The sequence below is a fragment of the Pseudomonas sp. NPDC087697 genome (genome assembly GCF_044743155.1).
Lineage (GTDB): Bacteria > Pseudomonadota > Gammaproteobacteria > Pseudomonadales > Pseudomonadaceae > Aquipseudomonas.
In genome coordinates this window covers 29,495-44,144 of record NZ_JBIUVW010000009.1, presented here as the reverse complement: position 1 = coordinate 44,144, position 14,650 = coordinate 29,495, and the positions used below count along the sequence as shown (strand labels likewise).

Annotated in this window: 6 protein-coding genes, 1 tRNA gene and 1 pseudogene; 7 read left to right on the top strand and 1 reads right to left on the bottom strand. The window is 60.7% G+C overall.

Features of this window, described 5'->3' with window-relative positions:
* Both purC and ACIPIN_RS09320 read left to right on the top strand, forming a co-directional pair.
* A partial coding sequence (purC, locus tag ACIPIN_RS09325) for a phosphoribosylaminoimidazolesuccinocarboxamide synthase (RefSeq protein WP_401117728.1) occupies positions 1-663 on the top strand: 663 nt, incomplete at its 5' end.
* Between the two features lie 83 nt (positions 664-746).
* A tRNA-Ser gene (locus ACIPIN_RS09320) sits at positions 747-836 on the top strand.
* Positions 837-920: 84 nt separating this feature from the next.
* On the opposite strand, the gene ACIPIN_RS09315 is transcribed toward ACIPIN_RS09320, so the two are convergent.
* Positions 921-2,138, bottom strand: a complete 1,218-nt coding sequence (locus tag ACIPIN_RS09315; protein WP_401117726.1) for a multidrug effflux MFS transporter — start codon at positions 2,136-2,138, stop codon at positions 921-923.
* Positions 2,139-2,337: 199 nt separating this feature from the next.
* On the opposite strand from ACIPIN_RS09315, the pseudogene ACIPIN_RS09310 reads away from it, so the two are divergent.
* The 5 genes and pseudogenes from ACIPIN_RS09310 to ACIPIN_RS09290 form a co-directional block, all read left to right on the top strand.
* Positions 2,338-2,595, top strand: a pseudogene (locus tag ACIPIN_RS09310) (GntR family transcriptional regulator); the annotation flags it as partial.
* Positions 2,596-2,715: 120 nt separating this feature from the next.
* A complete protein-coding gene (locus tag ACIPIN_RS09305) occupies positions 2,716-3,834 on the top strand; it encodes a PLP-dependent aminotransferase family protein (RefSeq protein WP_401117910.1) in 1,119 nt (372 codons plus the stop codon).
* 428 nt (positions 3,835-4,262) lie between these two features.
* On the top strand, positions 4,263-4,523 hold the full coding sequence (locus ACIPIN_RS09300; protein WP_401117724.1) for a hypothetical protein: 261 nt from the start codon (positions 4,263-4,265) through the stop codon (positions 4,521-4,523).
* Positions 4,524-4,633: 110 nt separating this feature from the next.
* Positions 4,634-14,038 carry a filamentous hemagglutinin N-terminal domain-containing protein gene (locus tag ACIPIN_RS09295; RefSeq protein ID WP_401117722.1) on the top strand — a complete coding sequence of 3,135 codons (9,405 nt, stop codon included), beginning with the start codon at positions 4,634-4,636 and terminating at the stop codon, positions 14,036-14,038.
* The gene (locus tag ACIPIN_RS09290; RefSeq protein WP_401117720.1) at positions 14,038-14,490 is read left to right on the top strand and encodes a hypothetical protein; all 453 of its coding nucleotides are present in this window, start codon (positions 14,038-14,040) and stop codon (positions 14,488-14,490) included. The genes ACIPIN_RS09295 and ACIPIN_RS09290 overlap by 1 nt, the downstream gene beginning before the upstream one ends.
* Positions 14,491-14,650 lie beyond the last annotated feature (160 nt).

The following is a 14,650-nucleotide window of genomic DNA, read 5'->3' as shown; positions in this document are numbered from 1 at the left end:
AAGACCGACGACGCTGACCGCTTGATCCTGCTGTTTCGCAACGACACCTCTGCGTTCGACGGCAAGCGTATCGAGCAACTCGACCGCAAAGGCATGGTGAACAACAAGTTCAACGCCTTCATCATGCAGAAACTCGAAGAAGCCGGCGTGCCGACCCAATTCGACAAACTGCTGGGCGACAACGAATGCCTGGTGAAGAAGCTCGACATGATCCCGGTCGAATGCGTCGTTCGTAACTATGCCGCCGGCAGCCTGGTCAAGCGTCTGGGTGTTGAAGAGGGCATGAAGCTCAACCCTTACACCTTCGAACTGTTCCTGAAGGACGACGCCAAGGGCGACCCGTTCATCAACGAATCCCACGTCGTGGCTTTCGGTTGGGGCAAGGCCGAGCAACTGGTTCGCATGAAAGAACTGTCGCTCAAGGTCAACGAAGTCCTGAGCAAGCTGTTCGACGACGCCGGCCTGCTGCTGGTCGACTTCAAACTCGAATTCGGCGTGTTCCACGGTGAAATCGTCCTCGGTGACGAATTCAGCCCGGACGGCTGCCGTCTGTGGGACAAGGCCACCGGCAAGAAAATGGACAAGGACCGCTTCCGTCAGGGCCTCGGTGACGTCATCGAAGCCTACGAAGAAGTCGCCAAGCGCCTCGGCGTACCGCTGTAATCGACGCAAGCATCTGATAGCACGGAAAAATTTCACTCAGGGGGTTCGCTTCCGGTGAATGTGCTGTTATGATCCGCGCCGTTGGAGAGATGCCAGAGTGGCCGAATGGGACGGATTCGAAATCCGTTGTACCTTCACCGGTACCTAGGGTTCGAATCCCTATCTCTCCGCCATACATAGAAAAAGCCCCCGTAGCTGAAAAGTTACGGGGGCTTTTTCGTTTCTGGCGTTTTGTTTGTCACATACCCAACGCCACTTCAGCGTTCGCCCAGCGCCTCCTCCAGCGGGGCAGTCTCTGATTTGAACAGCAGCCAGACCAGGCAGAAGCTGATGCTGTAGATCGAGGTCATGATCATCATCGGGTAGACGCTGCCATCCGAGAGTTTGCCGGTGACGAAGCCGCACACCGCGGTCATGGTCATCTGGATAAAGAAAAACAGCCCGGAAGCGGTGCCGGCAATGGCCGAGAAGGGTTGCAGTACCGCCAGCTGACAGGCCGGGATGGCGATACCCACCGAGAGCATGATCAGCATCATCGGGCAGACGATCGACAGCACCGCCTCGGGCCAGAGCCGGGTGGCCATGATCAGTAGCGACGAGCCCACCAGGTTCAGGGCGATGGCGTAGCCGATCAGGGTATCGGCGTCGTGTCTGACGGACAGGCGGCGGAACAGATTGGAACCCAGCACATAACCGGCCACGGTGACGGCGAACACTTGGGCATATTCCATCGAGGACAGGTGCAGGGTGCGTTGCAGCAGGGACGAGGACTCGGCGATAAACGGAAAGTAGGTGCAATACACGCAGCCTATGGCCAAGGAGTAGCGCAGGAAATAGCGGTCGCGCAGCAGCCGCGCGTAAATGCGCAGGGTGCCTTGCTGGCGCGTATCGGGCTGGGCGGGCGGACGGGTTTCCGGCAGCAGCAGGCTGATCAGGATCAGCGTCAGCGCGGCAATCACGGTCAGGATCACAAACACCCCACGCCAGCCGAAGGCGGTTTCGATAAGGCTGCCGATAATCGGGGCCACCATCGGCGAAATGGCCATGCCCATGGAGATCCGGCTGAGCAGGCGGGTCTGTTCATGGCGGTCGAAACGGTCGCGGACCATGACCCTGCCGATCGCCGTGCCGCAGCAGCCACCGAGGGCCTGGAGCATGCGGGCGACGATCAGCACCTCGACATCGCGGGCGAGCACGCACGCCAGGGTCGCCACCAGGTACAGCGCCGTGCCGCCGATCAGCACCGGCCGCCGGCCAAAACGATCGCAGAGCGGGCCGCCGATCAGCATCGAAAAGGCGTACCCGACCATGTACAGGGTGAGGGTCAGTTGCAGTTGGGCATCGCTGGCATGCAGGGCATCGGCCATCGCCGGCAACGAGGGCAGGTAGATGTCGATAGTGACGCGTGGCAGGCAGACGATCGCCAGCAACAACGCCGACCAGATCCAGGGCGCCAGATGAGATTTTACAGGCATGGGTTACTCCGTAGGGGCGAGCAATGGCGAGGCGAGGGGAGCGGCAGGTGCCACCGCCAGCAATGACCGCGAGGGTGAATTCGGTGGTGTTTTGTTGTAGAAGCCATGTCGCTCTCGGGTATCCATTACAGGGCCGCGACGTTAGGCGCTTTGTGGTCTAATTCTTAGAGCCATTAATCAGTATTTCGACTGGACCACTATGAGCCGAGGAAAGGTTTCCGTTCCCCTTGATCTGCCCCAGCCCTGCAGCCTGAGCGATGGCAGTCGGGTGTTGACCAAACAAGAAAGCGCCTATGAGGCATTGCGCGGCGCGATCCTGGAAAAACTCCTGCCCGCCGGTAGCCAGTTGCCCTCTACGCGGACCCTGGCGCAGCGCTGGTCGCTGTCCCGGGGGACGGTGGAAACGGTCTTCGACCGCTTGCGCAGCGAAGGTTATGTGACTCGGGTGTCGGGTTCGGGAACCCGGGTCGGTGCGGTGGTGCCCGATCTCTTTATCCGCGCGCCGCAGGCCCGGACGGCCCTCCTGGCGCGGGAGCAGCAGACGCCAGCAGCACCGCCGCTGGAGACCGCGGTCAGGGTGGGGCTGCCCTTCGTGGCGCGCCTGGCGGACCCGGCGCTGTTCCCCATTCGCGTGTGGTCGCGGGCGGTGGCCAAGGCCATGGCCGAAGCCTCGGCGCAGTTGCTCTGTTCGCCGGACCCGGGCGGCGTGCTGGCCCTGCGCGAACAGATTGCCGATTACCTGGCCAAGTACCGTGGCATCCGCTGCACGCCGGACGACCTGATCGTGACCACGGGCATTCGCCACTCCCTGGATCTGGTGGCCCGCAGCCTGGTGACGCAGGGCGACAAGGTGTGTGTCGAAGATCCGGGTTACCTGTCGGCGAAAAGGATCTTCTCCATGGCCGGAGCGCGGCTGGTGTATATCCCGGTCCTCGAAGACGGCATCGACGATGGGGCGCTGCGCCGGCACAGCGACGCCCGGCTGATCTATGTCACGCCCGCGCACCAGTCGCCGCTGGGGGTGACCCTCTCGGTGTCGCGGCGCCTGACCCTGCTGGACTGGGCCAGCCGGACCGATGCCTGGGTGGTGGAGGACGACTACGACAGCGAATTCAACTACAACAGCGCGCCATTGGCGGCTCTCAAGGCCCTGGACCGCAATGACCGGGTGATCTACTGCGGTAGCTTCAACAAGACCCTGTTCGCCGGGCTGCGCCTCGGTTTCATGTTGGTTCCCTGGGCATTGCGCAATCGCCTGCTGGCTACCCTGCAGACCACCGGCCGCTCCGTTGGGGTCACCGAGCAGGCGGCGCTGGCGGAATACATGAGGAGCGGGGCGTTCGTGCGTTACCTGCGCTCGGCACGCCAGGCCTATCAGGAGCGCCGTGACGCGCTGCTGGCCTGCTTGGCGGAAGAGGCGCCGGGAGGTTATTCGGTTTCCGGGCAACATGCCGGTCTGCACTTCGTCCTGGAGTTGCCTGCGGGCAGCGACGAATCCGACTTCTGTTGCCGTGCCAGCGCCATCGGGCTGGCCTTGCAACCGGTCAGCGAATTCTGTCAGGAGGTGCGACGGCCGGCGGCGGTGATGATCGGGTTCACCGCCCTGAGCCTGTCGCAGATCCGGTTCAGTGGCCGCAAGCTTGGGCAACTGCTGGCCGGGCAGGCGGCACTTCTCGCATCAGGCTCAGGCGGCTAGCGCAGGGGGGGCTTCGGTGCCTACAACGGCACCATACTGCTGGCCATCGTCGGCCACGTTTTGGGCAACAAGGGCGAAGAAGCCCTGAACAATGCCCGCAGCCATCTGGATCAGGCCCGCACCCGCCATGCTCTTGGTGTCTCTCGGTATTCATCTTCCGTAGTGCTTTCTCACCATCGTCGTGTCCACTCAACTGCCAGTGATTCGCGGGCAATGAAAACATGGGGCCGGTGAGGTGGCTGGTTCAGCTACGCGCTGAGCTAAGGTCGGGTGGAATCGATCACCGTTCCCTGAGTGCTTTTTGCACCAAAATGGTGTGCCGACATATTTACACATAATTATTGAGTAGAAAAATTGACGCCATCATAATGCCAGCATAGTATCGCCGCCCTAATGATGGCATCAGGCCATTTCTCAGGGAATTGAAGATGCTCTGCTTGACGCTCGGGATGAGGGGCCGCTACCTGCTGCTTGCGCTGGCCTGTCTGAGTCCACTGACTCCGGCCCACGCCGCTCCCACTCCAGGCGAACAGGACCTGATCTGCGACCGCCATAGTCGCCTGCTCAAAGAGCAGCGCCAGCGCCTTGAAGAACTCAAGGTATTGCTGCCGGGTAAGGCCGCCGCTCCTACTGGCGCAATGACCTGCGCTGGAGACCCGTCCGTGGTCAGCACGTGGCCGCCAGCGTGACCTTCGCCCACTCCCTTGAATGGCCGGATGCCCTGACCGAGCGCGAAGCGCCGATCTATTTCCGCCTGGATTTCTTCCTCTAATTTTCGCGTTTTCCTGAGACCTCTGACATGGACGTTCGCCACCTTGCCTTCCTGGCTCGCCAGCCTTCTGCTGCCCTGAAAAACCGTGAGCACTTCTGGGGCATGCCGAAACGCGGGTTGGCGTTCATCCTGGCCAACGCGATGTTCTGGCAGCCGTTGCTGGCCCAGGCGGATGGGATCGTGGTCAGCGCGCCGGGGACCAGCCTCGGGCAGGCGGGTAATGGTGTGCCGATCATCAACATCGCGACTCCCAACGCTACGGGTCTGTCGCATAACCAGTTTCACGATTACAACGTCGGCACCCAGGGTGTGATTCTCAACAACATCGCGGCGCAGACCGGGGCGACGCAGTTGGGCGGGATCATCGTCGGCAACCCGAACATGACCAACCGGGTCGCCGCGCAAACCATCCTCAACGAAGTCAACGGCGGCAGCCCCAGCCAACTCAACGGTTACACCGAAGTGGCGGGGCAGTCGGCGCGAGTGATCGTTGCCAACCCGTATGGCATCGGCTGCAACGGTTGCGGTTTCATCAACACCCCGCGTGTCACCCTGACCACCGGCAAGCCAGTGCTGGGCAACGCGGGTGGCCTCGATCACTTTCAGGTCGATCAGGGCAGCGTCTCGATTGACGGCGCGGGCCTCAACGCCAACAACATCGACCGCTTCGAAATCATCACCCGCAGCGCGAAGATCAACGCCCAGATCCAGGCCAACAACCTCACCATCGTCGCCGGGCGCAATGACGTCGACGCGCAAAGCCTCAACGCCACGCCGCGCGCCGCCAGCTCCGCTGATGCACCGGCACTGGCCATCGACTCCCAGGCTTTGGGCGGGATGTACGCCGGGGTGATCAAACTGGTGGGCACCGAAGCCGGAGTCGGGGTTCGGCTGGCGGGCAACCTGGCCGCCAGTGGCGGTGATATCCAGATCGATGCCAACGGCCATCTGAGCATGGCCCAGACCTCAGCTGCCGGCGCCGTCGCGGTCAAAGCCGTCAGCCTCGATGCCCAGGGCCCGGTCTATGCTGGCACGGCGCTCAACGTCCAGACCCAGGGCGCGCTGAACAACCAGCAAAGCCTCGCGGCCCGGGACAGCATCAGCCTCAGCAGCGGCGGCCAGTTGACCAACAGCGGCATCATTGAAGCCGGGGTCAACGCCGACACCAGCCGCAACACCAACGGCGACGTCAGCCTGAGCACGCAAAACCTCAACAACAGCGGCCACAGCGTGGTCGCCAGCCGCAACCTGAGCGTCACCACCACGCAAACCCTGAGCAACCAGGGTGGCACCTTGAGCGCGCAGCAAAGCGCCAACATCACGGCCGGGACCCTGGATAACCAGAACAAGGGCCGGGTGCTCACCAGCAACAGCCTGCACCTGAACGCCAACCAACTACTCAACAGCCAAGGCCTGATCAGCAGCGCCGGCGGCCTGGGCTTGAGTGTGCTCGGCGACTTCAGCAACCAGAGTGGCGTATTGATCGCTGACGGTGATTTACAACTGAGCGTCGGCAACCTCGACAACAGCACCGGCCAGATCGCCACCAAGGGCAACCTCAACGCCCAAGTCACTACCCTGAACAACCAGAACGGCCAACTGATTGCCCAAGGCACGCTCGGTCTTAGCGGATCGACCCTGGACAACCGCCAGAATGGCCTGGTCGGCGCGACCCAGGCGCTGCAAGTCAAGGTTGACGCTATCGATAACCGCGGCGGCGAGCTGTCGAGTACGGTCGGCGTGGCACTGGCCGGTCGCCAACTGGACAACAGCGACAGCGGTCGGGTGATCGCCGGGCAAGGGCTGAGCCTCACCGTCGACCATATTGTCAACGGCACCAAAGGCCTGCTCTCGGGCAAAACCGCTGTGAGCCTGTCGGGTATCAGCCTGGACAACAGCGCGGGCAGCCTGCGTAGCCAGCAAGACCTCAACGTCACGCTCACGGGCGACCTGACCAACAACGCCGGCCTGCTCAGCAGCGAAGGGCTGCTCACGGTCAGTGCCGCCAGCCTGGCCAACCGCCTGGGCAGCCTGTCCAGTGCCGGGCAACTGAGCCTCACCAGCGCAGGGCTGATCGACAACCAGGGCGGTCAACTGGTCACCGACGGTGGCATCGATCTGCACAGCGCCAGCCTCGACAACAGCCTGGCGGGCAGCATCAGCGGCAAGGGCGCCGTCAGCATTACTACCGGCGCGTTCGACAATAGCCACGCCGGGAATCTCAACAGCGGCAGCACCCTGAATCTCAACGCCGGGCAAGTCACCAACCAGGACAATGGCCGCATCGCCAGCGTCAACGCACTGACCGCCAGTGTCACCGGGCTGGATCAGCAGGGCGGTCAATTGTTCAGCAACACGAGCCTGAGTCTGGACCTGAACAACGGCCAGTTGAACAACCAGAACGGTCTGATCAATGCACCGATTCTGCTGCTGAAAAATCTCAACGGAGTTGCCAACCAGAACGGCGAAATCTCCAGCCCCCAGGCCTTCACGGTCACCGCCAATAACCTCGACAACAGCAACGGTAAACTGCTCAGCAGCCAGGCGCTGACCCTGCGCATCAATCAGGCCCTGACCAACGTCAAAGGACTGATCGCGGCGGCGAGTGTCGACAGTCACGTCGCCAGCCTGGACAACAGCGGCGGCACCCTGACCAGCCTCGCCGACCTCAATCTGAACGTCGATGGCCAGCTCACTAACCAGAACCAGGGGCTGATCAATGCCGCCACGTTGCTCAACATCAGCAGTGCGGGCCTGAACAACCAGAGTGGTTCATTGCTCGGCAGCGCGATCGCTCTCGACTTTACCGGCGTGAGCGGCGATTTGAACAACGCGGCGGGCCTGATCACCACCGCTGGCCAACTGACCATCAACCACCTGCGTGACCTGAACAACCAGGGTGGTGAGGTGTCCAGCAGCCAGAGCTTCACCCTGGCCGGTCGTACCCTCGACAACGGCGGTGGCAAACTGATCAGCAAAAACCTGCTCAGCCTGAACGCCACCGGCAGCCTGCTCAACCAGAATGGCCTGATCTCCGGTTGGCAGGGGCTCGACGTCAGCGCCGCGAGCCTCGATAACCGCAACAACGGTACGCTCTCCAGCCGCAACGGTGCGGTGGGCGTCAACGTCAGCGGCGCGCTGTTCAACAGTGGCGCAGGCGCACTGGTCAGCCAGAACGCGCTCACCGTCAACGCCGCCAGCCTCGACAACCGTGGGGGCAATCTGTCCAGCGGTGCGAGTCAGACACTGACTGTCAGCGGCCTGCTGGACAATAGTCAGAGCGGCCTGATCGACAGTGGCGCGGCGCTCGTCGTGCAAGCCATGACCCTCGGCAACGCCGCGGGCGCGATCAATGCGCAACAGGGCCTGAGCGTCACCGGCAGCGCGCTGGACAACAGCGCCGGCAGCCTGGCCGGTAACGGCGCGGTCACCCTCGACCTGCTCGGGGCGCTGACCAACACCAACGGCAAACTCGCCAGCGCCGGTCCGCTGGTGATCCAGCGCGCAAGCCAGATCAACAACCAGGGCGGCCAACTCGTCAGCCAGGACCTGATGACCTTGCTCACCGGCGGCCTCGACAACAGCCAGCGCGGGACCGTCGCTGCCAGCGGTCAACTCCTGCTCACCGCCACGGGCGCGGTGCAGAACAACGCCGATGGCCTGATTTACAGCAAGAACGCCGACCTGCAACTGCAAGCCGCCAGTCTGGCCAACGGCAAAGGCACGCTGCAAAGCCAGGGCGCGCTGGGATTGACGGCCTCCGGTGACATCGACAACCAGAGCGGCCGCATCATTGCCCAAGGCGGTGACCTGACCCTCAATGCCGGTAATGTCGACAGCCGTGGCGGTACCTTGGCCAGCCTGCAAGGCGCCTTTACTGCGCACATCACCGGCGTGCTGAAAAACGGCTACGACCTGAACAACAACCGCCAGGGTGGCATCACCCAGGCGAAAAGCCTGAACATCACCGCGCTGGCCGGTATCGACAACTACGGCGGGCGCATCTCCGCGCAAACCGGTGATGCACTCATTCGCACCGCAGACTTCGACAACCGCAACGGCGGCCTCTATGCCACAGGTCGAGTCAGCGTCACCGGCAACAACTTCGACAACAGCGGCAGCAACGACGGCCAGATCGCCGGCAGCCAGATCGACCTGACCCTCAGCGGCGCCCTCAACAACCGCTTGGGCATCATCGAAAGCGACAGCACCCTGGCGATCAAGGCCGCCAGTATCGACAACCAGACCGGCCAACTGCGCGCCCTGGGCACCAGTGGCCTGACCAACTTCCAGATCGGCGGCCTGTTCGACAACCGCAACGGTACTATCGAAACCGCCAACACCGACCTGACCCTCGGCGCCGGCAGCTTCCTCAACACCGGCGGCAGCCTGCTGCATGTCGGCACTGGCACCTTCGACATCTCTACTGCGAACGTCATCAGCGCCGGCGGCACCCTCGTCACCCGAGGCGGCCTGACCCTCAACGCCGACAGCTGGACCAACAGCAGCGTGGTCCAGGCCGGGCGCCTGAATGTCAACGTCAACAGCTTCACACAAACTGCTGGCGGCCAACTGTTGGCCTCCGACAGTTTCACGGGTAGCGGGGTCAACTGGCTCAACGACGGGTTGCTTGCCAGTGATGGCAACCTGAACCTGAGCCTGGGTGGTGCTTACTGGGGCGCTGGCCGTCTCAGTAGCCAGGGGACCCTTGGCCTGAGTGCCGCGCAAGTGAGCCTCAGCAGCGTGACGTCGACCATCGCGAGCGGGGGAAACGCCACGATCAATGTCAGCGGCCAGTTGGACAATGGCGGTCGGCTGACCTCCAGGGCCGCAATGACGGTAACGGCGGGAGGTGTGAGGAACTTCGGGACATTGGGGGCCGGTGGAGACCTGACGCTCACAACCGGCGCATTGCTCAACAGCGGCGGTTTGATCTCCAGCGGTGGGAATATGAAACTGCTGGCCAGCAGTTTCACTAACTCCTATGCGCAGGTGTACGGCTTTGGCAACGTCCTGATCGGCCGGGATTCGCAGGGGGGCATGGCGGACCTGGTGGACAACCGCTCAGGCAGCATCGAGAGCGCGCAGAACCTGACCATCAACGCCATGACCGTCAACAACGTCATGGATGTTCTGCAATACACCGATCACACAAAAACTGCGGCGACCATCACCCAGTTGCCGTGTGCGCAGATACCGATCGCCGGTTGCGATGAGCGCGACTGGGGCGGCATCAATGGATTGTGGGAAGTCGACGAAACCGACAGCCTGAAGGTGACAAACAGCTCGGCGGCGTCCGGTCTCACCAGTGGCGCGAATCTCCTGATCAATGCGCAGACGCTGAATAACACCAGCAGCACCATCGCCGCCAGCGGCAACCTGACCGCGAATGCCACAACCATCAACAACAACGGGTTGCAAGCCCAGGACATTACGACCGCGCGCAAGTACTGGAACTTCGTGACGCAGATCGGCCAGGCAACGGCGGCGGCTGCAGATTTCAACGCCAAGAACAGCCCGACGCCTTCGGCCACGGTTGACGCGGACCTGAGTACCTTTCTCGGCTGGATGGGCGGCGGCCTGCTCTCTCAAACCAGCACGACCACTAATACGGGCGGTCAGTCCTACGACGCGGTGATCCAGGCGGGCGGCAGTGTCAATCTCAATGCTGCCCAGAACATCAATAACAGCGTCGTCCGGGCTTATTACGCCTATGTCACCGCCGGCCACACCAACACCGACACCAGTGCCGGCAGTACCTATGCCACGCGGGTTCAGATCAACGCGCAGCTGCCGCCCAACCTGGCTCAGCAACAAGTCAACCCCACGGCGTTGCCAGGCTTCAGCCTGCCGAGCGGCCAGAACGGTCTGTTTCGCCTGAGCGCCGCGAGCACCAGCGCGCCAGCCAGCACGGGTCCGCAAAGCTGGACCATGGGTGGCGCCAGCATCAGCGCCGCGCAGCGCCAGCAGTCACTGCCGGGTGGGCAACCGAGCCCGATTACGCTGGGCCCGGTCTCTGGCCCGCTCAATATCGCCCGGGTTCAAGGCCTGCCGAGCAGCGCGAGTCCTTCCAACCCGCAGAAATACCTGATCGAAACCAACCCGGTGCTGACCGACCTCAAGCAGTTCATGAGCTCGGATTACCTGCTGGCAGGTCTCGGCTACGACCCGGACAAAAGTGCCAAACGTCTGGGCGATGGTTTCTACGAGCAGAAGCTGATTCAACAAGCGGTGGTGTCCCGTACCGGTCAGCGCTTCATCGATGGCCAGACCTCGGACGAAGCGCTGTTCAAATACCTGATGAACAACGCCATCGCCAGCAAGAACGAGCTGAACCTGTCCGTCGGCGTGAGCCTCACCGCCGAACAGGTCGCCGCGCTGACCCACGACATCGTCTGGATGGAAAGTGAAGTCGTCGACGGCCAGACCGTCCTGGTACCGGTGCTGTACCTGGCCAACGCCAACAACCGCCTGGCCCCTAACGGCGCCCTGATCCAGGGCAGCGACGTGACCCTGATCGCCGGCAAGGACCTGAACAACGCCGGCACCCTGCGCGCCAGCAACAACCTGTCCGCTGTCGCCAGCAACAACCTGGTCAACAGCGGCCTGGTCGAAGCCGGTAATCGCCTGGACCTGCTGGCGGGTAACACCCTCACCAACAAGGCCGGGGGCATCATTGCCGGGCGCGATGTGAGTTTGACGGCGGTCAATGGTGATGTGATCAACGAGCGTACCGTCACCAGCCACCAAAGCAGCGGCAATGGCTACACCCAGCAGCGCGATTTTGTCGACAGTGCGGCGCGCATCGAAGCGGCGAACAACCTGACCATCCGCGCCGGGCGCGACGTCAACAACACCGGTGGCGTCCTGAGCAGCACTGCCGACACCACCATCCAGGCCGGGCGTGACGTCAACCTCACCTCGGTCCAGCAAATCGTCAGTAACAACTACGGCGCCGACCGCCGCGATCAGACGATCACCCAGTACGGTTCCAGCGTGACGACAGGGCAGGACCTGAGCATCAGCGCCGGCCGTGACCTCACGGCCATCGCCAGCCAGATCGACGCCAAGCGCGACGTCGCCTTGGCAGCCGGCGGCAACCTGACCCTGGCCTCGGCGGCGGACGAATCGCACTCGTACTTCCAGAATAAAACGGTGACAAGCCAGGAAGACCACGTCCATCAGGTGTCCACCTCACTGACGGCCGGTGGCAACGTGGCGTTGAGTGCCGGCCAGGACCTGACCTTGGTCTCCAGCAAGGTCAACGCCGGGGGCGAAGCCTACCTGGTGGCGGGTGGGAAACTGAACGTGCTGGCGGCGCAAAACAGCGACTACTCGCTGTACGACATGGAGAAAGATGGCAGTTGGGGCAGCAAGCAGACCCAGCACGACGAAGTGACCCAGGTCACCAACATCGGCAGCGCAATCACCTCGGGTGGGAACCTGACGCTGAAGAGCGGCGGCGACCAACTGTACCAGGGCGCCAAGCTCCAAAGCGGCAACGACCTGACCTTCGACAGCGGTGGCGGCATCACCTTTGAGGCAGTGAAGGACCTGCATCAGGAGAACCATAGCAAGAGCGACAGCGACATGGCCTGGATGTCGATGTCGGGCGAGGGCAGTACCGATGAAACGTTGCGTCAGAGCGAGTTGACGGCGAAAGGGCAGACGGTCATCAACGCCGTCAATGGCCTGAACATCGATATCAAGCAGATCGACCAAAACACCGTTTCGCAAACCATCGACGCGATGGTGAAGGCCGACCCAAGCCTGGTTTGGTTGAAAGATGCCGAAGCGCGGGGCGACGTGGACTGGCGAAAGGTGCAGGAGATTCACAATAGCTTCAAGTATGAAAATTCTGGCTTGGGGGCTGGGTCCCAACTCATTCTTGCGATTCTACTGGCAGTTGTAACCGGAGGCGCTGGGGCCGCTTTAGTCGGAGCGACCGGTGCCGTTACCACTGCTGTTGCCGATGCTGTTTTTGTCGGTATGGAAAATGTCGCTATAAATAGCGCGATCAGTAATAAAGGGGATCTTGGTGCAACGTTTAAAGATACGTTTAGTAGTAATGCCATAAAAGGTTATGCCATCTCAGGCCTAACCGCTGGATTTACGGCAGGTATGCTTAACGATGCATTTGGCGTTACCGGTGACGATATTGGCAAAGCGACCCATGGCTTTGATCTGAGCAACCCGGTAGGCGTCGGTCAGTTCTTGAGTTATACGGCAGCGCAGCAGGCATTTGAAGCGACTGCGCAGACAGCCGTCCAAGGGGGAAGTCTAAAAGACAATTTGGGCAATGCATTGTCCAGTGCCGCAGAAAGCACGTTGCAAGCTCTCGCCTTCAATGCCGTGGGTGACCTTACGGTAGGGGCTGCGGATGGTAGTCCGGAAAAAATTGCGCTTCATGCTTTAGTGGGTGGGCTACTGAGCGAAGCTGAAGGTGGAAAATTTGAAACGGGAGCTTTGGCGGCGGGCGCAAACGAGGCATTACTGCCTTATTTGGTCAAGGCGGCGGGTCAGAACCCGCAACTGTTGGTGGCGTACTCGCAGATAGTCGGGGTGGTAGCCGCTGGAGCCGTGGGTGGTAACCTTCAGCAAGGCTCTGATATTGCAGGAAACGCAACCACTTTCAATTTTCTCAATCATCAGCAAGTGGATGACCTTGTAAAGGCTCTGGCCGGTTGTGACGGTAAGGCTGATGCCGCAGGATGCCGGACTGACGTTCAGGTTAAATACCAAACCCTTAGCGACATGAGCGCGGGGATTGCCGTATTAGGTTGTTCATTCGAAGAGTGCGGTCCTCAATACGATGCTGTGAAAGGGGGCAGCAATGCGCTGGATCAAGCCTTTCAAGATAATCCGCAGGGGCTGAGTAAAGAAAGTCTCGGAATCTTGCAGGGGTTTCAGGATTCCAATCAAAGCGATTATGATTTGGCGCAGCATAAGGCAGTGCTAGGAAACAATCAGCAGGTCACGGGAGCAGTTTTGAGTGGCGGCTTTGGAGGCGCGATAGGTGCTTCTAAAGGGGTTGCTGCAGTAGATGGTGCAGAGGGCGCAGCGGTAACAGGAGCTGCAAGCGGTGCAAAAGATGTGGTGCCGAATCCAGGCAAGACCGCTGTTTACTCTTCAACGGCAGAAGACGGTACCGTGCAATATGTTGGTATTACCGATAATCTTGAAGCACGGTCAGCGGCACACTTATCCCAGAAAGGCATTGAGATTGATGCAATACCAGGTCTTCAGAATATATCTCGCAGTGATGCGAGAGCAGTTGAGCAGGTGCTAATCGAGTACAACGGCTTAGGTAAAGATGGTGGCTCATTGATCAACAAAATCAACAGCATCTCTACAGCGAATCCGATTTATGCGGAGTCTCTCACTAGGGGCGCGGCTCTTTTGAAAACAGTTGGATATCCAGGGTTCGAATAATGATAAAAATTGGAGATGTATTTGCCATCGCTACTACGAGTGGAAAAGCATATTTCCAGTTTGTGAAAAAAATACCTCCGATGGGCTCATTAATCCGTGTCTTGCCAGGTACGTATAATGAGGTGCCAGATTTGGATGTCCTGGTGGGGGAAAAAACAAATTTCTGGGTTTTTTTTCCTGTCTCGGCAGCTCTGAAGCAGGGGATTATCCACAAGGCTAAGGGGTGTGCTATTCCAGAGCACTCTCAGGAGACACCGACCTTCCGTGCAGGAGTAGTAAATCCTTCGACTGGGCGTGTAGATGCTTGGTGGTTTTGGAACGGAGAGAGAGAGTGGAAAGTTGGCGAAATAACACAAGAGCAGAGGGAGTACCCTATCCGTGGAACATGGAATGACACGTTATTAGTCCAGAGAATTGAAGAGGGCTGGCTGCCGGAGAAGGATAAGCGTTAACTCTATTGGCGTTAGTTGCATGTTGGTGCAAAAGACATATCGACTAATTCAAGTGAGGCATTTTTTTGGTCTGGCCGAACTGATGGAGTTGGTGGTGCAGATATAGCCCAGCAGATTGCTGTGCAACAAGGAGGAGCACCCTCGAAGCATTGATGGCTCA